Source organism: Bradyrhizobium sp. SOJA106 (assembly GCF_059448745.1).
Genome location: NZ_CM182549.1, coordinates 5,954,428 through 5,976,726, shown reverse-complemented (window position 1 = coordinate 5,976,726; position 22,299 = coordinate 5,954,428). Strand labels below are relative to the sequence as shown.

The following is a 22,299-nucleotide window of genomic DNA, read 5'->3' as shown; positions in this document are numbered from 1 at the left end:
TGCAAAGGGCAATTCTGGCTGGCTGCGAAAGCGCCGCCAGGCCGGTTACACTGTGCGACGATAAGAAACTAGCGCTTCGAGAATAGTGGCTCTCGCGATGCAGTGGACCTCTGAAGCAAGCCCCAATTGTGATCGAATCTCGCGGAATTACTAAGGATGAAGAGGCCTTAGCGTTCCGTCGAGAGCGATTGGCGCTGCCGTGAGCTCTTGCAGGCGTTGAGTGCCTAATCCTTCGACGATCTCTCGTAAGACGAGACCGTCCGAAGTCACGTCGAGGACGGCGAGATCGGTGAAGATACGGGTCACCACGCCCAACGCGGTCAACGGCAGAGTGCATTCTCTGACGATCCGAGGCGCACCTTGCTTGGTGACGTGCTCCATCATCACCCAGATCTCGCGGGCGCCAACGGCAAGATCCATCGCTCCGCCGACGCCGGGCAAATCGTCTCCTGAACCCATTGACCAGTTCGCCAAATCACCTTTGTCTGACACCTGGTACGCCCCGAGTATCGAACAATCGAGATGTCCGCCGCGCATCATCATGAAGCTCAGGCTGGAATCGAAGAACGATCCCCCACGAAGTATCGAAATCGGATCCTTGCCTGCGTTGACGAGATCCCAATCCTCCTCTCCCGCGGGCGGTCGAGGTCCGATGTTCAGGATGCCATTTTCGCTATGTAGGATGACTTCGATTCCTTCGGGAATGCGGTCCGCCACGAGCGTCGGAAGACCTATGCCGAGATTGACGAAGGACCCGTCCCGAAGTTCCCTGGCGATCCGGTCCGCGATTTCTTCGCGTGATAGCCGCTTCACCATGGTGATCCCCGCGTTACGATACGATTGACGAAGATGCCCGGCGTCACGATCGCCTCCGGATCCAGTTGTCCGATGTCGACGAGTTCGTCGACCTCTGCGACGGTGATTTTCGCCGCAGTCGCCATCATAGGCTGAAAGTTGCGGGCACTCTTGTTGTAGACGAGGTTGCCGTGGCGATCAGCGCGCAACGCGCTCAACAGGGCGAAATCGCCGCCGAGCGGAAGCTCGAGCACGTGCTCCCGTCCGTTCAGAATTCTAGGTTCCTTATGGGCGCCGATCTGCGTTCCAGCCGAGGTCGGCGTGTAGAACCCGCCCAGCCCGGCACCGGCGCATCGAATCCGTTCGACGAGCGTCCCTTGAGGCACCAGTTCGAGCGCGACCTTTCCTTGCCGATGAAGCTCCGCGAACACCGTATTCGTCTTCGATCTCGGAAACGAGCAGATGACCTTTGCTACGCGTCCGTTCCGAAGAAGAAGCGCGAGGTCGTCGTCGGAAGAGCCCGCGTTGTTGGAGACGACGACAAGATCGCGCGCGCCCGAATCTAGGACGGCGCGGATAAGGCCAAGCGCAACGCCTGCGCCTCCGAAGCCGCCCAGCAAGATCGTGGCCCCGTGGAAGAGCCCACTCAATGCCTCCGCGTATGTGTTCATTCGGCGATCGAGCATTACACGTCCTAGGAGCGAGCTTGGCCTACGCGGTCGGCCGGGTGCTGATAGAGGAAGGAACATCGATGTTCAAGGAGATTCTGAAAGAATATCGATAAAATGGCGCTTTGGCGAAAACCGATGATTCGGTTTCGTTGACTTTTTATCGATTTTTTGGATGTTTGATCTGTTGTGCGCTCGCGGGCTTCGCTCGATCGGGCGCCATGTCGGCCCGCCGCCATGTCGAGGATCATATGCCGCTGAAGAAAGCAGTCGCCCATATCGAAGCCGCGCCGCGTGGCGCGACAACGCTGGCCTCAACGATCGAGGAAAGGCTGCGTCGCGACTTGATCTCCGCGGTGTTCATGCCGGGAGAAAAGTTGGCGATCGACACGCTTCGGGACAAATACGGTGCAGGTGCGAGCCCCGTGCGCGAGGCGCTCAACCGCCTTTCTGCGGAGGGGTGGGTTGTACAGTCTGACCAGCGCGGCTTCCGTGTTCCGTCAGTCTCAGCGGATCAGCTGGAAGAGCTGACTCGCTCACGCTGTCTCCTCAACGAGATCACGCTGCGTGAATCGATTGCCCGGGCCAGTAACGAAACCGATGAAGCAATCGTGGTTGCGTTGCATCGGCTGTCGCGCACGCCGCCGCGCGATGCAGATGATCCGAAGCGGATCAATCCGGAGTGGGAGACACGGCATCGCGCGTTTCACGCCAGTCTCATCGCCGCCTGCGGCTCGCGCTGGCTGATCGATTTTGATGCGATGCTGTTCGAACAGGCGGCGCGATACCGCGCCTTGTCCGCACGCTCGAAGGTGAGCCGGGATGTGCAGAAGGAGCACAAGGCGATCGCGGAGGCGGTGATGCGGCGCGACGTGGCAGAGGCGATCCGCCTGGCCAACGCCCACATATCCCACACCACGGCGCTTGTTGCTCAGGTCGCGCGCCGCCACGAGGCCCTTTGAGTGCGGCAACTATCTAGGAAATAACGGAACTTCGTCATCATTGATCGCACTTGAAAATCGATGTTTTATTGTTTATGACGAAAACATCGATTTTTTGGTGAGGCATCATGCGACTTGTCAGCTACGAACGTCGTTCCCAACCCGCGCTGGGCGTTCGGTCGTCCGAAGGCATCCTGCCGCTGGCCGATCTCGTGACGGACCTGCCAGAGAACCTTCCGGCGCTGCTCGCGCTGGGCGCGCCGGCGATGAGGCGAATCGCGGACGCGCTCGGTCATGCACCGCAGATCAAACCGATCGCCGAAGGCGCAATTCGCTTGCTTCCGCCAATCACCCAGGCGGGAAAAATCCTGTGCCTCGGTCTGAACTATGCGGACCATGCTGCCGAATCGAAGCAGGCCCGCCCCGATTTTCCGGTGATCTTTCTCCGCGCGAACACCTCGCTCGTCGCCCACGGTCAGGCGATCGTGCGGCCGTCGCAGTCGTCGGCGCTGGATTTCGAGGGAGAATTGGTCGCTGTTGTCGGCCGCACCGCGCGTCACGTGAAGCGCGACCACGCGCTCGACTACATCGCCGGTTATTCGATCTTCAATGACGCCTCCATCCGCGACTATCAGCTGCGGACGCCGCAATGGACGGTCGGCAAGAATTTCGATGCCAGTGGAGCGTTCGGCCCGGACTTCGTCACCAGCGACGAAATTCCACCCGGTGCGACGGGGCTGAAGATCGAGACCCGCCTCAACGGTGCGGTGATGCAGAGCGCCAATACGCGCGACATGATTTTTGGCGTTGCGGAGACGGTCGAACTGCTGTCCGCCTGCATGACGCTGGAAGCTGGCGACATCCTGGTGATGGGAACGCCCGCTGGCGTCGGCGCCGCAAGAAAGCCACCGGTCTGGATGAAGCCGGGCGACCTCGTCGAGGTGATGATCGAAAAAATCGGCACGCTGTCGAATCCAATCATCGCTGAGGAAGATCAGGTTCGCGCGGCTTGAATGCCATGTCGCGGGCGGATGTTGCACCGCCTAAGGTTCGGGGCGCGATTCGGATGGAGTTCCAATGAAGACGACCCAGGTTCTAATCGCGGGCGGTGGGCCGGTGGGGCTGACGCTGGCAAAGGTGCTGACTCACTTCGGTATCAAGGTCATGGTCGTCGAACGCAATGCCACGACCACCCGATATCCCAAGATGGACATCACCAATGGCCGCAGCATGGAACTGTTCCGGAAGTTTGGATTGGCCGAGAGTCTGCGCAAGGTCGCGGTCCCAGAGCATCATCCGTTCGACGTCTCCTGGATCACCTCGCTTGCCGGGCACGAGCTGCATCGTTTCCGCTATCCGAGTCCCGAACAGGCGCGTCGCCAGATTCGCGAGACCAATGACGGCACCCAGGCCCGGGAACCCGCCATGCGCGTCTCGCAGGTGGAGATCGAGCCGGTCCTGAAGCGCGCGGTTGACGCTGAGCCGAATGCTGTCGTGCGCTTCGGCTGGACCTTGGAGGATTTCACGCAGGACGATGCCGGAGTCACGGTCACACTGTGTAACTCCGAAGATGACAGGACCCAAATCGTCGAATGCGACTATCTGATCGGCTGCGACGGCGGTGGAAGCCGTGTTCGCAAGCTGCTCGACATCGGGCTTGATGGCACGCCGCGAGTTGGGATCTTCCAGATGGTCCATTTCTACTCGAACGCACGCGAAATCCTGCAGCGCTGGGGCATCGCCTGGCACTACCAGTCCCCGTTCGGCACCATGATCGCGCAGAATGACAGAGACATCTGGACCATCCAGGCCCGCCAGGATCCCGCGGTTGCGCCCGGCGATATCGATCCGAGGACGGTGTTGCGAAAATTCGTCGGCACGGACTTCGACCATACGATTCTGATAACTAACGCCTGGACGCCTCATCTGCTGCTGGCGCAGTCCTATGGCCGCGGCCGTGTGTTTCTCGCCGGCGATGCCGTCCACCAGTATATTCCGACCGGTGGCTACGGCATGAACACGGGAATTGCCGACGCTGTCGATCTCGGATGGAAGCTGGCGGCAACGATCCAAGGTTTTGGAGGCCCCGGCCTGCTGGCCTCGTACGAGCGCGAACGCCGTCCGGTGGGCTTGCGCAATCGCGAAGCGTCGGCTCGTCACACCAGAGTTCGGATCGACATTATGCAAACCTACAGAAGCGATCTTGACGGCACGCAAGCGGTGAGCGCGGAGCGCCGCAGCGAGATCGCGTCACGGATAGCGGAACTTGGGAATGCCGAGAACGAAAGTTGGGGCATCGAGCTCGGCTACGTATATCACCGGTCGCCGATTGTTGCCGTCGAACCAAATGTCGAGCCGCCGACGGATCCGGTACACTACACCCCGACGACCATGCCTGGTGCACGGCTGCCGAGCACCTTCCTGAGCGACGGCGGTGCGCTGTTTGACAGGCTGGGGCCGTGGTTCACATTGATCAATCTAGGTGGCTCCGACAGCGGCGGTTTCGCACGCGCCGCACGGAAAGCGAAGATTCCGCTGCAGATTGTCGATCTAGACGAGCCGTCGCTCGAACCGGTCTATGGTCGCGAAGTGTTGCTCGTCCGGCCCGACCAGCATATCGCCTGGCGCGGGTCGGACGCGTCCACCGCGGATGCGGACAGGATCCTGGCGCGCGCACTCGGCTATGAGGCCGTCGCATGAGCGGTCTGAAAGTTACGGTGGTGGGCGGTGGCATCGGCGGCACCGCGGCTGCGCTGGCGCTGCTGCGCGCCGGCTGCGACGTCCACGTCTATGAGCAGGTCGCCAGAAAGTCAGAGGTCGGCGCCGGCATTCAGCTTAGCCCGAATGCCACGCGGCTGTTGCACCGCTGTGGCCTGGGGGACGCGTTAGCACGGGTCGCGGTCAAGCCGTCGCATGTCGAAATCAAGCGCTGGGGCGACGGCCGGATATTGGGGCGCGAGGAACTGGGACGCGCCGTCGAGGAGGCCTACGGTGCGCCGTACTACCACTTCCACCGCGCCGACCTGTTGTCGATTCTTACTGCGGCGTTGCCGGCGGAGCGCCTTCATTCCGGATGGCGCTGCGTCGATGTCAGGCAGAGCGATGCTGTCGCCTTGGCGGTCTTTGATGACGGCACGGCCGTCGACAGTGACGTCGTGGTCGGTGCCGACGGCATTCATTCGGTGGTACGAAAGGTGCTGTTCGGTGACGAGCGTCCGCGGTTTTCCGGCAATGTCGCCTATCGCGGGCTCGCGCGCGCGGAGCGGCTAACCCATCTCAATCTCGAGCATTGCGCGACCAACTGGATGGGGCCGGGCGGACACTTCGTGCACTACTTCGTGTCCGGCGGCCGCTTTCTGAACTTCGTGGCTGTAACTGAGCAGGACAGCTGGGATCGCGAATCCTGGAACGACCGCGGCAACGTCGAAGACGCCAAGCGATGCTATGCCGGCTGGCATCCTCAGATCCACCAGATCCTGGGAGCCGTCGACGAAACATTCAAGTGGGCGCTCTTCGACCGGCCCCCCCTGTCGGCGTGGAGCGTAGGTCGGGTCACGCTGCTTGGCGACGCCTGCCATCCCATGCTGCCCTACATGGCGCAGGGCGCGGCGCAGGCGATCGAAGATGGGGCCACGCTTGCCGTGTGTTTAACCGGGGTCGCGCCGGCTCGCGTAGCGGAGGCACTGGCCAACTATGAAACATGGCGCAAGCCCAGGACCGCGGCGATCCAGCTGGCGGCGCGCGGTAACGCGACGACGTTCCATCTCGCCGACGGCGTCGAGCAGCAGAAGAGGGATGCACAGATGGCGGCCTGGGTCGGGCTGTCGCCACGGCGGGCGGCGATTTTCGGCTTCGACGCCGAACGGCCGCAACCCACCGCATCGCTTTCATGACCTTGGCAGCGCCGGATTGAGCCGGCCGCCGCAGATACGGAGGACGCCATGCCGAGAGCATTCCAGCTGGGTTTCGTCGAACTGGGGACCCAACACATCGAACCCGAGCTGCGCTACTACACCGAAGTCATCGGCGCGAAGGTGACCGAGCGTGCCGCCGACGGTTCGGCCTATCTCAGCCTCGGACTCGACCATCACAACATCGCCTTGCGCGTCTCCGAGGAGACCGGTCTGCAATGCGTTGGGTTGCAGGTAACCAGGGATATATCCATGGAAGATTGGGCGATGCGCCTGAGTGACCAGGGATTGGCGGCGTCGGTCAAAACCGATGCGCGACCCGGAGTGAGCAAGCTCGTCGAGGTGGTGGAGCCCGGCGGCCACGTGGTGCAGCTCTATGCGGAGATGAGCCTGCCGGCGCCCGGTTTCGCCACGCACGGCATCGTGCCCAACAAGCTGGGTCATATCGCCATCATGTCACCCGAAGCGGCCAAGTCGGTGAGGTTCTTCGAACAGGCACTGGGCTTTGCGTTGACAGATCGCATCGACCCTGGCGCGACCTTCTTGACGTGTAACCGCGACCATCATGTCCTGAATGTGGTCGATGCGCCGCGCCGAAAACTCCACCACATCGCATTCGAGCTGAAGGAGCGCGCCCATCATCATGATGCCGCCGATCTGTTGAGCTCTCACGACATCCCGATCGTCTGGGGACCAGCGCGGCATACGGCGGGCCACAATCTCGCGTCCTATCACTTCGATCCCGACCAGGTGCTGGTCGAGCTCTACGCCGATATGGACATACTCATTCCCGAACTGGGCTGGTTCGAGCCGCGGCCGTGGCATGAAACCTTGCCGCTCAAGCCCCAGGTCTGGCAGCGCGGAACGCTAACCACTTGGGGCACCAAGTACGACTTCGATTTCCGGAAGGCATAGGGCGCGTTCCAAGGACATGCCGGACTGACATGACCGTTTGTCGGCGGCCCAACCGCGCCCAAGTAACCCAGGAGTAAGTCCGTGAAAGCTGTGTTTTCATTAACCGCGACGGCTGCGTTCCTCACCACAACTCTTGCCTACGGCGGGCCGCAATACGGTCCAGGCGTGACCGATACCGAAATCAAGCTGGGGCAGACCATGGCCTATAGTGGAAACGGCTCGGCGGTCGGTATTCCGACGGCGGGCGGTACGCAAGCGCTGCTGCGGAAGGTGAACGAGGCGGGCGGCATCAATGGACGAAAGATAACGCTGATTTCTCTGGATGACGCATTAAGCCCGCCGAAGACCGTCGAGCAAACGCGGCGGTTGGTCGAATCGGAGGAGGTTCTTGCAATTGCAGGATCCCTTGGCAGCGCACCGAACGCGGCCATCCAAAAATATCTCAACCTCAAGAAGGTGCCTCAGATCTTCATCATGTCGGGCTCCTCGCGGTTCCTTCAACCGAAGGAGTTTCCTTGGACCATGCCGTTCACCCTGTCTGCGGAAAGGGTCGGCGAGGCATATGGGCGCTACATCCGCGAAGCCCGGCCCGACGCCAAGGTCGCCATCGTGTATCAGAACGACGAGTACGGCAGAGAGGGAGAGAGGGGAATTCGCAAGGGCTTGGGACCCGAGGTCGACAAGTTCGTCGTCGCAGAGAAGGCGTACGAGGTGAACGATCCGACGGTCGATTCGCAGATCGTTAGCCTCAAGGCCAGCGGCGCCGACGTCCTCTTCCATGTCAGCATTTCCAAGTTTGCGGCGCAGGGGCTGCGCAAGGTTCACGAGCTTGGCTGGCAGCCGCTCCAATTCATCGACGTGCCTGCGACCTCGATCGCAGTCACGTTCAAGCCCGTCGGACTAGATAAGACGGTCGGCGTTATTTCCGGCACGTATTTCAAGGATCTGCAGGATCCGACGTGGCAGAACGATCCAGCGGTCACGGAGTATCTCAAGACCCTCAAAACCTATGCTCCCGATATCGATCCGTACGATTCCAATGCGGTCTTCGGATATTCGGTCGGGGAAGCCATCGTGGCGGTTCTGCGTCAGTGCGGCGACGACCTGACGCGGGAAAACCTGATGCGGCAAGCGACGAATCTAAAGCAGGTTCCATTATCACTGCTGCTGCCCGGCATCACGCTCAACACGGCCAATCAGGATTACGAACCTATCAAACAAATTCGGTTGATGCGGTTCAACGGAACGGGCTGGGATGCGATCGGCGAAATCATGGACTTGCCCTAGAAGCATGGGTGTAGCCGCCTCGGCAACCGGGAAATCGCCGACCGCTGCGGTCTTACTCGATCGACGGTCTCTCGTTTGACGCTGACTTTGACGCGGATCGGCCAACTCACCTATCTGCCGCAAGATCAGAAATATGCCGTAGGCCCCAATGCCCTCGCCCTCGCTGCCTCGTTGTTCTCGGGAAGCTGCGAAAGAGCGGCCTTCGCTGGGATGCAAGAGCAGAGCACAAGCGTCCGGGTGGATCAGCTCGATCAGGTCGGCTTGAGTACTCCGAAAAAGTTCGTCATCAATGATCGCGCGACCCAAGAGAGATTTCTATGCGCCTCGCGCAAACTGACCTTACCCAGGATGCTCCACCTCCCGAGCTAGGGTTGCGGCTGGTTCCACGATGTTACCCGTAGTCACCGCGCAAACGGTAGCTTCTGAGCGTGGGGTCGGAGGACGGATTCGCATTTTGGGAGCCGCTTCGCTGAGATCAGGTGTTGCGCCTCCTGTATCTGAAGTTGGCCCATCCACATTCGAGGCGTAGTCTGATTGCGCAAAAAATGCAGCTTTCGGCGCACTATCAAGACGTGAATAGGCCAGCTAGGCTGCTCGCCGATAGGAAAACAGCACTTCCGAAATAGTGGGTTCGCGATGTAGCGGACCCCCGACTCGAACCCCCGACAAGCTATTTCTGCTGTGCGCGGCGGGCATCGGCTGCTTCTTCTAGCAAGCCGGAGTTGCCTCGGCTTAGCTTAAGTCAGCCTCAAACTGGTCTATGATGGACTGGATCGAGAGTTCAAGTTTTTAAGTCGGTTAGAGGTCGGCGTGTGCACGTCGCGTGCACCGGGAAATCAGGAAAAATCCTGCGTCGCCCAATATGAGACGGTGAATAGGTGAGGGCAGAACATGACCAAGGCACCAGCGATGAGTGTAGGATCTGATTGACGCGCAAATCATGCGGTCGATTGTCGAAATCGGTGTCGGCATCTCGATTCCCGCCAATGAGAAAGAGATCTGCCCCTTGCTCGACCAGGCTGGATCTCGAGTTGATCCTCGCCGCCAAAGCCGGTTTCAAAGTCGTATCCCTTTGAGGTGCGGTATCGCTTCGTGAACGAATTCTCAATCGGATAGGATGAGCCGGCCGCCAAGAAAACCATTCCATGCCTGAACCTCAGTAGCATGCAGGCATCAATCCAAGTCGCGGATATAGCCGATCGATTGCAGCCACTTCGTTTCGCATCTGTGCCGTGATCCAATCCCGGATCTCGGCCGCAATAGGCCGCATGGTACGGTTTCGGGGCGGCATGAACTCGCAGAGGCGGCGCGTGACGGCAAGGGTATCCGAGGCTGGCACCAGCGCGCCCGTCAGTAACCAATGCGAGGTCACCGTGAGCCAGCCGAGCGCAATGCCTTGGCCGAGCAGGGCTGCCTGCACCACGACGGCATAATCGGTGAAGCTGAGTGCCTTCGCCGCCCCACGGCGCCCGGTGAGAAGCGATGTGTAATCCACGGCCCAGTCGCCGGGCGTCTCGGCAAGGCGAATGATGGTGTTGCCTTCGGCAGGATCGGTCTCGCCGAGATAACCGGGGCTGCACATCGGCAGCATCACTTCCTTCATGATCAGCGTGCCGCCGGAAGATGGTTCGTCGCGGTCGCGAAAGCGCATACCGAGGTCGACATTCTCCACCGGCCCGCGCAGCGCGCCGGAGATGAGCTGGAAACGCAAATCCACTTGCGGAAACTGTTTCTGCAGCTTGTCGATTCGCGGCATCAGCCAGTGCGTGGTAAAGGCGGAGGAGACTGACAGCGTCACCGTCTCGGTGCCCTTGCGGCGCCGCTCGATCTCGACGAGCCCGCTTTCGATGCTGCGAAAGCCTTCGAGGACGCGGCGATACAAGAGCTCACCTTCCTCCGTGAGCACGGCGCGGCCCGTCCTGCGATCGAACAGGCGTACGCCGAGATGCTCCTCGAACTGGCCAAGCATCCGGCTCACCGCCGGCTGCGTCACGTTCAATTCCGCCGCCGCCGCCGTGAAGCTGCCATTGCGCGCGGCTGCGTCGAAGACGAACAGGGCGTTACTGGACGGCAGCATGCGGCGGAGCTCGGGCATAACGGCATGTTATGGGCGCGGTGAGAATTTGGCAATTGCCGAGTTTTGGCAAGTCTGATGTCATGAATATGACAGCCCAAAGACAGGCCCTTCGTGAGAAGACTTGGTGCAGCGCACGCTTCGGCCGTGAGTGCTCCAAAGCCCTGTCTATAAAGTAGGCTTATGGCGTGCAGTGAGGCACGCCAGCGCAGGGACATGGCGAGGACGATCGTTGGACAAGCGAGCGGAAAGCGTCGAGATCAGGTCCGCCAGCAAGGCCTATGGCGCCGTTCGCGCCCTCGACGACGTTTCGCTCAATGTCGGCGCCGGTGAATTCGTCTCGCTGCTCGGCCCCTCCGGCTCCGGCAAGACCACGCTGCTCGGCATTTTGGGCGGCTTCATCCTGCCGACGTCAGGCACGATTCTGTTCGGCGGCCGCGACGTCACCTGGATGCCGCCGCACAAGCGCGACATCGGCGTGGTCTTCCAGAACTACGCACTGTTTCCGCATATGAGCGTCGGCGAGAACGTCGCCTTTCCCCTGCGCGCGCGGCGCCTGCCGAAAGCGAGCTGGCCGGACAAGGTTCGCGCTGCGCTCAGCATGGTCGGGCTTGCCGGCTATGAGGAGCGCGGCATCGCGCAGCTTTCCGGCGGCCAGCGCCAGCGCGTGGCCCTCGCACGCGCGATGATCTTCGAGCCGCGGCTAATCCTGATGGACGAGCCGCTCTCGGCGCTCGACAAGCAGCTCCGCGAATCCATGCAGATCGAGCTGCGCGCGCTTCACAAGCGCATTGGCGCCACCATCATCTACGTCACTCATGACCAGCGCGAGGCGCTGACCATGAGCGACCGCGTCGCCGTCATGAAAGACGGCCGGATGGTTCAGATCGACGAGCCGGCGCGGCTGCACGATCATCCCGCCGATTCCTTCGTCGCCAGCTTCATCGGCGAAGCGACGATGCTCCCGGTCCGCCGTGTCGATGGGACCTGCGTCGCGCTCGGCAATGCCGTGCTGCGCAGCGCCCGCGCCATTCCCGATGTCGATGCGCTGATGCTGGCCGTGCACAGCGAGAAGCTCTTGATCGACGACGGCGCGCAGGATGCCGCCTGCAACCGGCTGACCGGGACCGTCACCGACATCGTGTATCAGGGCGAGAGCCTGCGCATTTTCCTTGCGCTCACCGACGGCATCGCGCTCAGCCTGCGCCAGCCGAGCTACCACCAGGCCTATCACCGCATCCCGCCGCTTGGCGGCAGCCTCACAGTCACCCTTCACCCCGAGGACACCATCGTGGTGCCCCGGGTGGACTGAAACCAGTCCTGTTCAACCGAGAGAAGAAACCGATATGTCGACCCAAGCCGCCTTCAGCAATTTCAAGGTTCTCACCTTCGACGTCGTCGGCACCCTGATCGATTTCGAGACCGGCGTGCTCGCAGCGGTGCGCAAGATCTCCGGCAAGACGCCCGCCGAGCTCACCGACGAGCAAATTTTCGAAGCCTACAAGCGCGGCCGCGACAAGCACTACGAGCGTTCGAGCGAGGTGATGTTTCACGTCTACCGCTATCTCGCCGAGGAGCTCGGGCTGCCGGCCGACGATGCCTCCTGCGACGTGTTCCAGATCGCCGTGCTGCGCTGGGGACCGTTCCCGGACTCGGTCGAGGCCTTGAAGCGCTTGCGTACAAAATTCCGTCTGGTGGCGATGACCAATGCCGACCGCGTCGCGCTGTCCTGCTACGCGCACGCGCTCGGCAATCCCTTCGACGACACCGTTTGCGCCGACGACACCGGCGTGGCCAAGCCGAACCCCGAGTTCTTCGCCTACAACAAGGGTCGCCAGTCCGCCTTCGGCTACAAGCAGTCCGACATCCTGCACGTCGCGCAGAGCCAGTACCACGACATCGGTATCGCGCGAAAACTCGGCTACAAGGTGTGTTGGATCGAGCGGCGCCAGGGCCTCGCCGGCTTTGGCGGCACGCCCGCGGTCGAGACATTGACAAAGCCGGACTTCCATTATCCGACCTTGAAGGCACTCGCCGACGCGGCGATCGGGCCGGCGGCGTAAGTTCGTGAGCGCGGGCATGACACGGGACTGGCGCGCGCTGCCATCGGTCAATTCGCTGTGGGAAGCCACGGCGGAGCCGGCGCGTGATTATCCCGTGCTGACCGGCGAGCACCAGGCGGACGTTGTGATCATCGGTGCGGGCTACACGGGCCTGTCAGCGGCGCACCACATCGCCAAGGACGGTCTTTCGCCCATCGTGCTGGAAGCGAACCGCCCCGGCTGGGGCGCGAGCGGGCGCAATGGCGGCGTGATCACCGCAAAATTCCGCCTCTCGTTCCGCGAGATCGACGCCGTGCACGGCCGCGCCATGGCGCGGCGCATGTACCAGATCGCGCATGAATCGACCGACATGGTCGAGGAGCTGGTGTCAGAATTCGGCATCACCCGCGCGAACCTGATCCGCACCGGCCAGGTCAAGGCCGCGCACAACGAGACGACGCTGAAAGCGGCCATCGACGAGGCCAATTGGATGACGCGCGAGATGGGCTCTGCCGAGGTTCGCATCCTCGACAAGAACGGCGTGCGCGATGAGACCGGCTCCGATATCTTTGTTGGCGGCGTGCTCAACCCGGGCTCCGGCGGCATCCATCCGCTGAATTATCTGCGCGGTCTCGCCGACGGCGTGGCGCGCCGCGGTGTCCCCATTTTCCAGGAGTCGCCGGTCGTCAAGCTCAGGCGCGAGACGGACGGCATCGTCGCCGAGACGCCGCGAGGCGCGGTGCGCGCAAAACAGGCCATTATCGCCACCAACAGCTATTCCGACCTCACCGGCGCGACCGCGCAGATGCAGCGCACGCTGATCCCGTTCCGCAGTGCCATGGTTGCCACCGAGCAGTTGCCGCGCAATCTCGCCGGAAAACTGATGCCGACCGGGCGCACCTATACCGAGACCAAGCGCATGATGCGCTGGTTCCGCATGGTCGAGAACCGCGTGATCGTCGGCGGCCGCGGCGCCTTTGGCAAACAGGATTCGCAGGCCGCCTTTGATGCGCTGCGCAAGGCGATGGTCGGCATCTTCCCGGACCTTGCCGACGTGCCGCTCGAATACAAATGGTCGGGCCTCGTCGCGATGACGCTGGATTCGGTCCCGCATATCGGCCGGCTCGACCAGCGCACGCTGGTCTCGATGGGCTACAACGGCGCCGGCGTTGCGATGTCGAGCCTGATGGGCCGCTATCTCGCCGCGCTCGTCCGCGGCGAGAGCCCCGATGTCGGCCTGCTCGACGTCAGGCGCATGAAGGCGATTCCGTTCTACCCGCTGCGTGAGCCTGCCGTGCGCATGATCGCCGGCTGGTACCAGTTTCTCGATGCGATCGGTCGGTGAGATCTCTTTGGAGGAGGTGAGGATGACGATGAAGCAGAAGTTTGGATTTGGTTGCGCCCTGCTTGGCGCGTTCGCGCTGACCGGCACCGCGGCCGATGCTGCCGAGCAGATCACCTTCGTCTCGCAGGGCGGTGCCTATCAGCAGGCGCAGACGGTGGCGATCCTCGATCCCTCCGCCAAGAAGCTCGGCATCACCATCAACCAGGACTCCATTCCCGACGCCTGGCCCGCGATCAAGACCCAGGTCGGCAGCGGCAAGCCGATCTGGGACGTCGTGGACACCCCCACCGGCAACTGCCTGCGTGGCGGCGAGCAGGGGCTGATCGAGAAGCTCGACTTCTCGAAGATTCCAAACGGCGCGGCGATGCCGGAGGCGTATCGCAGTCCCTATTCGGTATCCTACGAGTTCTATTCCAGCGTGCTGGCCTACAGCCAGAAGACCTTTCCGAAGGACGCGCCGAATAGCTGGGCGGATTTCTGGGACGTCAAGAAATTCCCCGGCCGCCGCGCGCTGCGCAACCACCCGTTCGCGACGCTCGAAGCGGCACTGATGGCCGACGGTGTCGCGCCGGACAAGCTCTATCCGCTCGACGTCGACCGCGCGTTCAAGAAGCTGGAGGAGATCAAGCCGCACATCACGGTGTGGTGGACCTCGGGCGCGCAGTCGGCGCAGCTCCTCAATGACGGCGAGGTCGACATGGAGATGGCGTGGAACGGCCGCGTCAGCGCTGTCGCCAAGGAAGGCGCCAAGGTGTCGTTCACCTACAACCAGGGCATCCTGCAGAGCACCTCGCTCTGCATCCTCAAGGGCGCGCCGAATCTCGACACGGCGGTGAAATTCGTCAACGAGGCCGTCGATCCCGTGCACCAGGCCAATCTGCCGTTGCAGATCGACTATGGCCCTGGCAATCCCAAGGCGTTCGAGACCGGCGTGATCAAGCCCGAGCGTGCCGCTCAATTGCCGAGCGAGCCGGCCAATGCAGCCAAGCAGGCGCTGATGTCCTATGCCTGGTGGTCGTCGCCGGCGGGGGAGGCCGCCGAGAAGCGCTGGGCGTCATTCATGCAGAAGTAGGCGAGGCAGCGTTGACGACATCCGCGCCAGATCCATCGCAGAAGCATCAGCGCCGCGAGCACGGCCTGATGCTAGCGCTCGCGTCGCCGGCGCTGCTGGTGATCCTGGCTCTGATCGTGCTGCCAGTCGGCTGGCTGGCCTGGCAGTCGATCTATCACGACGGCTTCACGCTGGAGAATTATCGCCGCGTCTTCGCCGAAGACGTCTACTGGCGGAGCTTTGCGCTGACATTCGAGATCAGCCTCGCGGTGACAGTGATCGCGCTGCTGCTTGGTTATCCCGTGGCCTATCTCGCCAATTCCGTATCGAAGGGATGGAGTATCCTCATCCTGTCGCTGGTCGTGCTGCCGTTCTGGACGTCCGTGCTGGTCCGCGCCTATGCCTGGCTGGCGCTGCTCCAGCGCACCGGCGTCATCAACCAGTTCTTGCGCTACCTTGATGTGATCTCCGAGCCGCTGGCGCTGGTCCATAACACCTTCGGCACGGTGGTCGCGACCGTGCACATCCTGCTGCCGTTCATGGTGCTGCCGCTCTACGCCACCATGCAGAAGATTCCGAACGATCTGATGCAGGCTGGCGCCAGCCTCGGCGCGAGCCCGTCGCTGACTTTCTTTCGCGTGTTCCTGCCGCTGTCGCTGCCGGGTGTGCTTGCGGGCTGCACCATGGTGTTCGTGCTCTGCCTCGGCTTCTACATCACGCCGGAGCTGCTTGGCGGCGGCCGCACCGTCATGGTGTCCATGCTGGTGAGCCGCAATGTCGAGCTCTACAACCAGTTTGGGGCTGCGAGCGCGGTTGCCGTGGTGCTGCTCCTCAGCGTGCTCGCGATCTTCTTCGTCGTCAGCCGCTTCATCTCGCTCGATCGCGTGCTGGGGCAGAAGTAATGCGCGCCTCACCCGCACGGAGTGCCCTCTACGTGATCAGCGCGCTGGTGCTGGTCTTTCTGATCATCCCCGTCCTGATCATCGCGCCGATCTCGTTCTCCAGCGCGCGCTTCCTGACCTTTCCGCCGCCGTCCTTCTCGCTGCGCTGGTACCAACAATATTTCTCCAATCCCGCCTGGATGCAGGCGACGCGCGTGACGCTGACGGTTGCGCTCCTCACCGTCGTGATCGCGACCCCGTTCGGGGTGGCCGCCGCATACGCCATCAGCCAGTCGAAGCTATGGATCATGCGCCTCATCCACATGGCGCTGCTGTTGCCGCTAGTGGTGCCGATCATTATCACCGCCGTCGGCATCTTCTTCGTCTATGCCAAGGTCGGTCTGGTCGCGACCATGCCCGGCCTCGTGCTGGCGAACGTGATGCTGGGCCTGCCCTATGTCGTCATCTCGGTGCTCGCGGGCCTGCAGAGTTTCGATCCCACGCAGGAGATGGTGGCGCGGAGCCTGGGCATGAACCGCCTGCGCAGCTTCTTCGCGGTGACGCTGCCGCAGATCAAGTCGAGCGTGGTTGCGGGCGGAATCTTCGCCTTCATCTCGGCCATGGACGAGACTATCGTCGCGCTGTTCATCTCCGGCGGCCAGTACCAGCCGTTGACCAAGCGCATGTTCACCGCTCTCCGCGACGAGATCGACCCGACTATTGCAGCCATTTCGACGTTAATGACGGTGGCCTCCTTCATGCTGGTGCTGGCCGCAACTGCACGACAGAAAGGCAACGCGTAGCGCAAATCCCTAGCTAATGATGCGCTGTATTTTCCGTTAGCCAGTCTCATGGCAGAAGTGCACGGAGGCACAGCCGCTGGCAGCGCACTTCGGAAGAGAATGAGGCGATGCTCGCGAGCTTAAGGCAGAACGTCCCTGGCGTGGTGACGCCCGAATCAAACGACGCGCTTCATCGCCCTATCTTCGTGAGTGCGCGCGTCCGAGCAGATCTCTCGACTAAAGTGTTGGATCGGGCAGGGCACATCGCCCCGACGCGCAAGGACACTTCTTCACAGCATCGCTTTCCGAAAGATCTCGGGACGAGCTTGCTGCCTTCATTGCGAGCAATCAGGCGGAGATCGACAAGATTGAGGCCGAGTTGGCATCACGTGCAAAGGACGTGTCCTACCTCGCCTGAGCCTGCACTTCCGTTTCGCGGATTGAATCGTTATCAACCGGGACGGCAACGCCGAAGCGCACTGGCTCGAGGCTCAGCGCGAAATCCTTGCCGCTTCGCTCGCCTCCGTCGCACGTGATTCTAAGGTCGGGCGCAAAAAGGCAAGGCCGGCGAGCTCGCGAAAGAAGCGCCGCGCAGCCTGATCTTCCGGCCCCGCGAGAATAGCGACAAGCCCCCGCCGTTGGCCGGCGAGGGCTGCGCGGATGGAGGAGGTGAGGCTCGCGGACGAGGTGTCACCGCCAGGACCCGCATTAGTGAAAACGCGGGTTATTGGATTCCGATGCGCCGAAAGAATGAGCAATTGGCACAAATTGGTTGCTGGCTCGCCTTGGCCTGGCTCAAGCCTTTGTTAATGCCGGCTTGCTCGTTTGTTCATCTACGAAGAATTTTTGGGCCGACTTTAGATTGGATGCGCGGAGGGCAAGGTGAAGATGAGCGCTCTCATTGCCGCATGACAGGAACTCGGCGTTTCGCCAACGCTTGCTTCTGAAAGGAGAAAGTCATGGCTGGTCTAAGCGAAGAAGAAATCCGCGTTCGGGCGTATCATCTCTGGACAGAGGCCGGGGAGCCGGCGGGACAGATGGACACATTTTGGTACGAGGCTGAGAAGCAGCTTCTTGCCGAACGGAGGGAATTGGGCGAGGTGCCTCCCGGAATGACGGATAATCTGCCGGTCTGAGCTGCCGCAAAGTTTCGGTTCAGACCGTGCTTAGCTCCAGCTGCTGAGATTTTGCACGACACCCTCTCGGGGCTGGAAAGCCGCCGCCCGCGGGTCATTTAAGCGGGCGGCGTTTTGCGAGCGAGCTTGACTCTGGGGTTCTTGTTTCGTTCTATTGAACGAAATCCCAGGTTAGACCATGCCCACATTCGAATTCGTCCTGTCGGAGACGAGCGCATGCGCGCGCAGATCAGCCGTCAGCGCACGGAAATCCTCCAGCTCCAACGGGCCGGGATAGGAACGGCATCGGCCGAAGCCCTCCTCGCGCGGATGCAAGCAAAGGTGGATGATCTCTGTGCCCAACGGGATGAGAAGAAGAAGGCTGAACCGCGCGAGATAAAACCGCGGGTGCTCGGGGGGCGGAAATGGTGAGAGTTCATCCGCAGTATTTTTCAGACTGGGAAAACCCGCCCGAATACATCAAGGCGCTTGACCTTGTGAGAAGGCTCGGTACCCGCGAGGGCTGGTGTCGCGATCACGTCCTCGCCATCCAGGTCGCGATCGATGAGTACGCCGAGGCCGCGCCGGGCAACCGTGAGTTCTTCCTCAACAAGCCGTACGGCATTGGGCCTCGGAGCCAGACTGACATCCCGTCGTTACTTCTTCTCGGCCTGACCGTGCCGCTTTCCGGGCCGATGTAAATGCCAGTACGCAGACTCTTCTTCCGGGCCGCCATCGCAAAGGGGAGCTTTGTCACACCGCGCTCTTGCCGTTCGGCGGGCGTTCTCGTTGACGTTGAGAATACAACCGAAGAAGCGCGATTTCGGTTGTATCCGAGAACGCGCAGGAACTCAGAAGGCGACTTAGCGTTCGTGACTCATTGATTGAGGTAGGTAGACTGCCCGCTGTTGCCCCAACCCGACGGCGGGCTTTTTGTGAGTTGCGTGAGTGGCAAAGCCTGTCAGGGCATCGGGCAACGAGCCGGAAGCCCGTCCGATGCCCGGGTTTATTGCCCCACCTTGCGATCGTGAAGATGAAGGCGCCTTCGGGTGCGCAGTGGATTCATGAAGTCAAAAACGACGTTACCGCATCCAGCTTCGCATCGATGGAGATGACCGCCGCGCCTACACGCGAAGCGGCCACAACTGGGTCCACAAATTCTCCGTCGTCGCCGGCGCCTTCGACATCAAAGGTCAGGCGATCGTTGACGGTGAGGTCGTCGTTATCCACGAGGGGCGGCCTAACTTCTCCGAGCTGCAGGCCGACCTTGCGAGAGGGGATCAGGATCGAAGGCATCGTCTCCAAGCGGGTAGATGCTCCGTACAGATCGGATCGCGTGGAAGCTTGGCAGAAGATCAAGGCCGTCCAGAAGGGCAAATAGCCCGTCGTCGGCTTTATAAAACATCCACCGGTGTTGCAGCTCTCTATCTCGGCCAACACGAAGGGAAGGATCTCGTCTACATGTGGAAGGTCGGCAAGGGTTGGAATCGCATAACATCTGCCAAGATTCGTAAGGCGCTTAATACCGTCGTGAGCCCAAAGCAGAAGCTCACCAAGCCCATTAGAAAGCCAAAGGCCACATGGGTCGAACCTAAGTTCTTGGCGGATATTGAGTACCGGGACATATCCTCTGAGGGGTTGCTTCGCGCCAGTGTCGCGCGGCGATCAGGATAGAAGACTTCCTACCCAGATTGCCGCGCTACACGCCAGCTCGTTCAAAGGACTGAGCAAAGGAACCCGGCGTTCCTAGTTGCGTTCAGTACACAAGAATAGGGAGGAAGAACGTGACTGATAGTCTCACCAAGCGAGGCCAGCCCGATCGCAGCAAAATAAACATGCACGAAGCTCACGAGGTAAAGTACTGGACCCATGCTCTCGGCGTGACCCGCGAAGAGCTTCAGAAAGCAGTCGATAAGGTAGGCAACTCCGCAGCAACGGTACGTAAGGAGTTGGGCAAAGAGGCAGATGCGCAATAAGGACCGCGAGTGGCTGCTGTTCTACATCGACATCGCTGTAGCCGTTTGCCTGCCCGGCCTTGTGATAACCTTCGCGCATATGGTCGGAGGGCTGTTCTTGGTTTAGCCCTGCGAACTTATCAGCCACGGGCTCGGCTGGATCAGTAAGAACTCCCGCTTGGACCAAAAAGCCTGACGACTGTCAGTGCGGCGCCGGCAAACAGTTGTTCGAGACGCGCACTTCGCCGCGCTGATGCGGCGGTCAGCGCGAGTCATCGTCGCCAGCTCGCAGGCGCAGTCGCTCGCGCTCTGTTCCTCGCCGGCTTCACGCGGATGCTGCGCGAGATCACCGCGTCGGCGCAGCGGCGCGACCAGATGATGGGGCTTGCCGAGAGATGCGCCGCGACGGACGAGAGACGATGAAACGTAGCACCTAGAGCCGCTAGCAAGACGCCGTCCAGAACGCGACAGACAATGGCCGATGAAGCCACATGCGCTGCGCGGTCAGCGGTCTAGGTTAGGGACCCATTCCTCCGCAGTTTCATCCCAATGGTGAGTGTCGTCGAAGCGCTTCCAGAGTGGCTTCCTTTCGCCGTTCTGCCGATTTTCCTCTGTGCCGATCAGAAGCCCCACGGCCATCACTACCCATTCGCGAGTACTATGTCGCGAGTTCCATTTGACTACTGCGAGCATTGGAAGCCTCCGTCCACTAAACCATTCTTCATTTCAGTCCGCGCCGCGAGCGAACGTGAGCAAAGCTTCGGCTTGCCCTTCCCGTTAATCCTCAACGGCAGCGCTCGGCGGCCCTGGGTCGGGAGCTGTAGGCGGCTCGAGAAGTCCGTCCGCCTTCCATTGAGGAGGAGCAGATCGAAGCGGACAGCCTGTTGGTGCGCGGGCGAGCTTCGGTTTGCTCGGCTCTCTGTTTGTAACTGTCATTTCCGTCGCAAGATGAAATGGGCCGGGAATAGAAGCAGCAACGCCTGCAACAATAGATCCTCCCGACGAGGTCAGTTCAATCGCGATTGCCGTGACAAACATGGCGACCAGCACATCGATCACGGGGCGCTTGAAAAAATTCTTCGTCATGAGCTGAGCCCTCACAACCGAAATGAAGTTGTAGCTCGCGGCCGCTTCAATTCCCTGCGGCGCAAGCAATCTCCTGCTGCGTGTCTATCCTGCCGATTCCATCCTGATCAGCACGATTGTAATCGGCCTCTAGACCCGCAGGATCCTGTTTCACAATCAAAAGCTGTTTCCGCATTTCAGCGAGGCGGGCGCGGCAGTATTGGTGATAAAGCACATCGAATATGGCAGGCATGGTTGCCCCCGTGTTTGAAGACGACCTAGAATGTCTTTCGAGAGTTTTCTGACGTTGGCCCTTTGACCGACTCTCCGACAGCTCGTTCACAACCTGGCGTTCGAGCGTCGAAATGTGCAGTTGGCCGACTTGGTTGTCGGCACAAAAAAGAACAGGGCTAATTACCTAAAAAGCTAATGTAGCAGCCTTCTGTTTCGGCAAAACTTCGTCAAACAACTCAAGGTCGCTCCTGCGTGAACAAAAATCCAACTACTGCGCGAAATAACGACCACTAGCTGCAAGCATGGTTGGATGCAATGCCGACCGAGATGTCGTGCCAAAGCTATATGGATCGATCGCCATAGGCCCGCGACGGAGTCTAAGACGCCCCTTACGTGAGCGCGTCCGCCACACGTGTCATCGCCGGATGCGTCCGGTTCTTGACCTTGATCCAGTCCTTCGATCGACCACCGCTATCGCCGGTCGCAGCGTTTCGAAACCAGCCCTTCGAGACCCATGGGCAGGCGTGCCGGAACAGGTCGGGGCCGATCTCGCCCTGCTCGAACGGTGCAGCGAAGATGCCCTCGGGGCGGAACGCCAGCAGCCGGGCGAGGTGCGGCTTGCGCAGCTTCAGCGGCAGGCCGCGGAAATCGTCGCCGTCGCCGGCGAGGATGTCGAAGGCGTAGAGCTGGACCTCGTCGTCGTGCTTGCGCGAGTGCAGTGCCTCCCAGTCGGGGATGCCGGTCATAGTCAGCACCACCGCTTCGCCGTCGATCACAAAGTGCTTCTGCCGGTTCTTCAACGCGGCCTCGACGATCAAGGAGTAGCGCTTGGTCCCGTCGTGGCCGTTCCTAATGAACAGCCGCACGCGATCGTTCTTCTCGCACCACCATCAGGCGGTAGCCGTCGTATTTGACTTCGTGAATCCAGTCGGGCCCATCAGGGACAGAATTGGCGGCCGTCGGCAGGCAAAACTCAAACGCTTTACGCATCGTTGAAAATGAGTCTCGGTGGTTCAGAGGCCGCTATGGTTTCGTTGGCTTGCGAAGAAAAGGACGCATGATGTCGGTGGTCGTGAAGCTGGTCTCGAACCCGATTGGCAGCGATGGCATCTCGTCGGGGCCGACCCTGTTGCAGACGGGGCAGGGCGCACCCGCGCCGCCGCAGCCGCAGGCCAGCGGTCCTTCCCACGGGCGCTCAGGGTGGTTCTCGCAAACCCAGTGCGTGCCGTCGCAGCGCG

At 61.2% G+C, this 22,299-nt stretch carries 25 protein-coding genes; 18 read left to right on the top strand and 7 right to left on the bottom strand.

The window, feature by feature from the left end; translation table 11 throughout:
- Positions 1–150: 150 nt before the first annotated feature.
- Positions 151–816, bottom strand: a complete 666-nt coding sequence (locus AC5V87_RS28120) for a 3-oxoacid CoA-transferase subunit B (RefSeq protein WP_495368402.1) — start codon at positions 814–816, stop codon at positions 151–153.
- Positions 810–1,481 (bottom strand): 3-oxoacid CoA-transferase subunit A, encoded by a 672-nt coding sequence (locus AC5V87_RS28115; RefSeq protein ID WP_495368401.1) that lies wholly within the window; start codon positions 1,479–1,481, stop codon positions 810–812. Before AC5V87_RS28115 ends, AC5V87_RS28120 begins: the two co-directional genes overlap by 7 nt.
- Before the next feature lie 203 nt (positions 1,482–1,684).
- On the opposite strand from AC5V87_RS28115, the gene AC5V87_RS28110 reads away from it, so the two are divergent.
- The 7 genes from AC5V87_RS28110 to AC5V87_RS28080 all read left to right on the top strand — a co-directional run bounded on the left by AC5V87_RS28110 (position 1,685) and on the right by AC5V87_RS28080 (position 8,886).
- Complete coding sequence (locus tag AC5V87_RS28110) at positions 1,685–2,425, top strand: GntR family transcriptional regulator (RefSeq protein ID WP_495368400.1); 741 nt, start codon at positions 1,685–1,687, stop codon at positions 2,423–2,425.
- Between the two features lie 107 nt (positions 2,426–2,532).
- Entirely contained in the window at positions 2,533–3,417 is an 885-nt protein-coding gene (locus AC5V87_RS28105) for a fumarylacetoacetate hydrolase family protein (RefSeq protein WP_495368399.1), read from the top strand.
- A gap of 64 nt (positions 3,418–3,481) precedes the next feature.
- Complete coding sequence (locus tag AC5V87_RS28100) at positions 3,482–5,104, top strand: FAD-dependent monooxygenase (protein ID WP_495368397.1); 1,623 nt, start codon at positions 3,482–3,484, stop codon at positions 5,102–5,104.
- A complete protein-coding gene (locus tag AC5V87_RS28095; protein ID WP_495368396.1) occupies positions 5,101–6,297 on the top strand; it encodes an FAD-dependent monooxygenase in 1,197 nt (398 codons plus the stop codon). The genes AC5V87_RS28100 and AC5V87_RS28095 overlap by 4 nt, the downstream gene beginning before the upstream one ends.
- Positions 6,298–6,345: 48 nt before the next feature.
- A complete protein-coding gene (locus tag AC5V87_RS28090; protein WP_495368395.1) occupies positions 6,346–7,230 on the top strand; it encodes a VOC family protein in 885 nt (294 codons plus the stop codon).
- Positions 7,231–7,311: 81 nt separating this feature from the next.
- Positions 7,312–8,517, top strand: coding sequence for an ABC transporter substrate-binding protein (locus tag AC5V87_RS28085; RefSeq protein ID WP_495368394.1), 1,206 nt, complete (start codon positions 7,312–7,314; stop codon positions 8,515–8,517).
- Between the two features lie 33 nt (positions 8,518–8,550).
- Positions 8,551–8,886 (top strand): helix-turn-helix domain-containing protein, encoded by a 336-nt coding sequence (locus tag AC5V87_RS28080; RefSeq protein ID WP_495371953.1) that lies wholly within the window; start codon positions 8,551–8,553, stop codon positions 8,884–8,886.
- A 787-nt stretch (positions 8,887–9,673) separates the two neighbouring features.
- On the opposite strand, the gene AC5V87_RS28075 is transcribed toward AC5V87_RS28080, so the two are convergent.
- A complete protein-coding gene (locus tag AC5V87_RS28075) occupies positions 9,674–10,612 on the bottom strand; it encodes a LysR family transcriptional regulator (protein WP_495368393.1) in 939 nt (312 codons plus the stop codon).
- 211 nt (positions 10,613–10,823) lie between these two features.
- Here AC5V87_RS28075 and AC5V87_RS28070 point away from each other — a divergent pair, with 211 nt between their 5' ends.
- The 9 genes from AC5V87_RS28070 to AC5V87_RS28030 all read left to right on the top strand — a co-directional run bounded on the left by AC5V87_RS28070 (position 10,824) and on the right by AC5V87_RS28030 (position 18,508).
- Positions 10,824–11,903 (top strand): ABC transporter ATP-binding protein, encoded by a 1,080-nt coding sequence (locus AC5V87_RS28070; RefSeq protein ID WP_495368392.1) that lies wholly within the window; start codon positions 10,824–10,826, stop codon positions 11,901–11,903.
- 34 nt (positions 11,904–11,937) lie between these two features.
- A complete protein-coding gene (locus AC5V87_RS28065; protein ID WP_495368391.1) occupies positions 11,938–12,654 on the top strand; it encodes an HAD family hydrolase in 717 nt (238 codons plus the stop codon).
- Between the two features lie 16 nt (positions 12,655–12,670).
- Positions 12,671–13,978 (top strand): NAD(P)/FAD-dependent oxidoreductase, encoded by a 1,308-nt coding sequence (locus AC5V87_RS28060; RefSeq protein ID WP_495368390.1) that lies wholly within the window; start codon positions 12,671–12,673, stop codon positions 13,976–13,978.
- A 22-nt stretch (positions 13,979–14,000) separates the two neighbouring features.
- Entirely contained in the window at positions 14,001–15,050 is a 1,050-nt protein-coding gene (locus tag AC5V87_RS28055; protein ID WP_495368389.1) for an ABC transporter substrate-binding protein, read from the top strand.
- 68 nt (positions 15,051–15,118) lie between these two features.
- On the top strand, positions 15,119–15,931 hold the full coding sequence (locus AC5V87_RS28050; protein WP_495371952.1) for an ABC transporter permease: 813 nt from the start codon (positions 15,119–15,121) through the stop codon (positions 15,929–15,931).
- A complete protein-coding gene (locus AC5V87_RS28045; protein ID WP_495368388.1) occupies positions 15,931–16,713 on the top strand; it encodes an ABC transporter permease in 783 nt (260 codons plus the stop codon). Before AC5V87_RS28050 ends, AC5V87_RS28045 begins: the two co-directional genes overlap by 1 nt.
- A gap of 938 nt (positions 16,714–17,651) precedes the next feature.
- Complete coding sequence (locus tag AC5V87_RS28040; RefSeq protein ID WP_342737408.1) at positions 17,652–17,828, top strand: DUF2934 domain-containing protein; 177 nt, start codon at positions 17,652–17,654, stop codon at positions 17,826–17,828.
- 216 nt (positions 17,829–18,044) lie between these two features.
- Positions 18,045–18,239: a hypothetical protein gene (locus tag AC5V87_RS28035; protein WP_495368387.1), complete on the top strand. Its 195-nt coding sequence runs from the start codon at positions 18,045–18,047 to the stop codon at positions 18,237–18,239.
- On the top strand, positions 18,233–18,508 hold the full coding sequence (locus tag AC5V87_RS28030; RefSeq protein ID WP_495368386.1) for a hypothetical protein: 276 nt from the start codon (positions 18,233–18,235) through the stop codon (positions 18,506–18,508). Before AC5V87_RS28035 ends, AC5V87_RS28030 begins: the two co-directional genes overlap by 7 nt.
- Before the next feature lie 361 nt (positions 18,509–18,869).
- Here AC5V87_RS28030 and AC5V87_RS28025 read toward each other — a convergent pair whose 3' ends face one another.
- Positions 18,870–19,103 carry a hypothetical protein gene (locus tag AC5V87_RS28025; protein WP_495368385.1) on the bottom strand — a complete coding sequence of 78 codons (234 nt, stop codon included), beginning with the start codon at positions 19,101–19,103 and terminating at the stop codon, positions 18,870–18,872.
- A 165-nt stretch (positions 19,104–19,268) separates the two neighbouring features.
- On the opposite strand from AC5V87_RS28025, the gene AC5V87_RS28020 reads away from it, so the two are divergent.
- Positions 19,269–19,481 carry an ATP dependent DNA ligase gene (locus AC5V87_RS28020; RefSeq protein WP_495371951.1) on the top strand — a complete coding sequence of 71 codons (213 nt, stop codon included), beginning with the start codon at positions 19,269–19,271 and terminating at the stop codon, positions 19,479–19,481.
- Between the two features lie 110 nt (positions 19,482–19,591).
- On the top strand, positions 19,592–19,783 hold the full coding sequence (locus tag AC5V87_RS28015) for a DUF3606 domain-containing protein (protein WP_495368384.1): 192 nt from the start codon (positions 19,592–19,594) through the stop codon (positions 19,781–19,783).
- Between the two features lie 756 nt (positions 19,784–20,539).
- Here the strand turns inward: AC5V87_RS28015 and AC5V87_RS28010 are convergent.
- The 3 genes from AC5V87_RS28010 to AC5V87_RS28000 form a co-directional block, all read right to left on the bottom strand.
- On the bottom strand, positions 20,540–20,848 hold the full coding sequence (locus AC5V87_RS28010) for a hypothetical protein (RefSeq protein ID WP_495368383.1): 309 nt from the start codon (positions 20,846–20,848) through the stop codon (positions 20,540–20,542).
- A 46-nt stretch (positions 20,849–20,894) separates the two neighbouring features.
- Positions 20,895–21,080: a hypothetical protein gene (locus tag AC5V87_RS28005; protein WP_495368382.1), complete on the bottom strand. Its 186-nt coding sequence runs from the start codon at positions 21,078–21,080 to the stop codon at positions 20,895–20,897.
- Between the two features lie 370 nt (positions 21,081–21,450).
- Positions 21,451–21,927, bottom strand: coding sequence for an ATP-dependent DNA ligase (locus AC5V87_RS28000; RefSeq protein WP_495368381.1), 477 nt, complete (start codon positions 21,925–21,927; stop codon positions 21,451–21,453).
- Between the last annotated feature and the right edge of the window lie 372 nt (positions 21,928–22,299).

Coding starts and splice junctions, on each gene's coding strand:
- AC5V87_RS28005 (WP_495368382.1), bottom strand. CDS start 21,080: ATGCCTGCCATATTCGATGTGCTTTATCACCAATACTGCCGCGCCCGC.
- AC5V87_RS28045 (WP_495368388.1), top strand. CDS start 15,931: ATGCGCGCCTCACCCGCACGGAGTGCCCTCTACGTGATCAGCGCGCTG.
- AC5V87_RS28100 (WP_495368397.1), top strand. CDS start 3,482: ATGAAGACGACCCAGGTTCTAATCGCGGGCGGTGGGCCGGTGGGGCTG.
- AC5V87_RS28030 (WP_495368386.1), top strand. CDS start 18,233: ATGGTGAGAGTTCATCCGCAGTATTTTTCAGACTGGGAAAACCCGCCC.
- AC5V87_RS28010 (WP_495368383.1), bottom strand. CDS start 20,848: ATGACGAAGAATTTTTTCAAGCGCCCCGTGATCGATGTGCTGGTCGCC.
- AC5V87_RS28025 (WP_495368385.1), bottom strand. CDS start 19,103: ATGCCTTCGATCCTGATCCCCTCTCGCAAGGTCGGCCTGCAGCTCGGA.
- AC5V87_RS28095 (WP_495368396.1), top strand. CDS start 5,101: ATGAGCGGTCTGAAAGTTACGGTGGTGGGCGGTGGCATCGGCGGCACC.
- AC5V87_RS28075 (WP_495368393.1), bottom strand. CDS start 10,612: ATGCCCGAGCTCCGCCGCATGCTGCCGTCCAGTAACGCCCTGTTCGTC.
- AC5V87_RS28090 (WP_495368395.1), top strand. CDS start 6,346: ATGCCGAGAGCATTCCAGCTGGGTTTCGTCGAACTGGGGACCCAACAC.
- AC5V87_RS28110 (WP_495368400.1), top strand. CDS start 1,685: ATGTCGGCCCGCCGCCATGTCGAGGATCATATGCCGCTGAAGAAAGCA.
- AC5V87_RS28120 (WP_495368402.1), bottom strand. CDS start 816: ATGGTGAAGCGGCTATCACGCGAAGAAATCGCGGACCGGATCGCCAGG.
- AC5V87_RS28105 (WP_495368399.1), top strand. CDS start 2,533: ATGCGACTTGTCAGCTACGAACGTCGTTCCCAACCCGCGCTGGGCGTT.
- AC5V87_RS28065 (WP_495368391.1), top strand. CDS start 11,938: ATGTCGACCCAAGCCGCCTTCAGCAATTTCAAGGTTCTCACCTTCGAC.
- AC5V87_RS28055 (WP_495368389.1), top strand. CDS start 14,001: ATGACGATGAAGCAGAAGTTTGGATTTGGTTGCGCCCTGCTTGGCGCG.
- AC5V87_RS28020 (WP_495371951.1), top strand. CDS start 19,269: ATGTGGAAGGTCGGCAAGGGTTGGAATCGCATAACATCTGCCAAGATT.
- AC5V87_RS28035 (WP_495368387.1), top strand. CDS start 18,045: ATGCGCGCGCAGATCAGCCGTCAGCGCACGGAAATCCTCCAGCTCCAA.
- AC5V87_RS28040 (WP_342737408.1), top strand. CDS start 17,652: ATGGCTGGTCTAAGCGAAGAAGAAATCCGCGTTCGGGCGTATCATCTC.
- AC5V87_RS28050 (WP_495371952.1), top strand. CDS start 15,119: ATGCTAGCGCTCGCGTCGCCGGCGCTGCTGGTGATCCTGGCTCTGATC.
- AC5V87_RS28115 (WP_495368401.1), bottom strand. CDS start 1,481: ATGCTCGATCGCCGAATGAACACATACGCGGAGGCATTGAGTGGGCTC.
- AC5V87_RS28060 (WP_495368390.1), top strand. CDS start 12,671: ATGACACGGGACTGGCGCGCGCTGCCATCGGTCAATTCGCTGTGGGAA.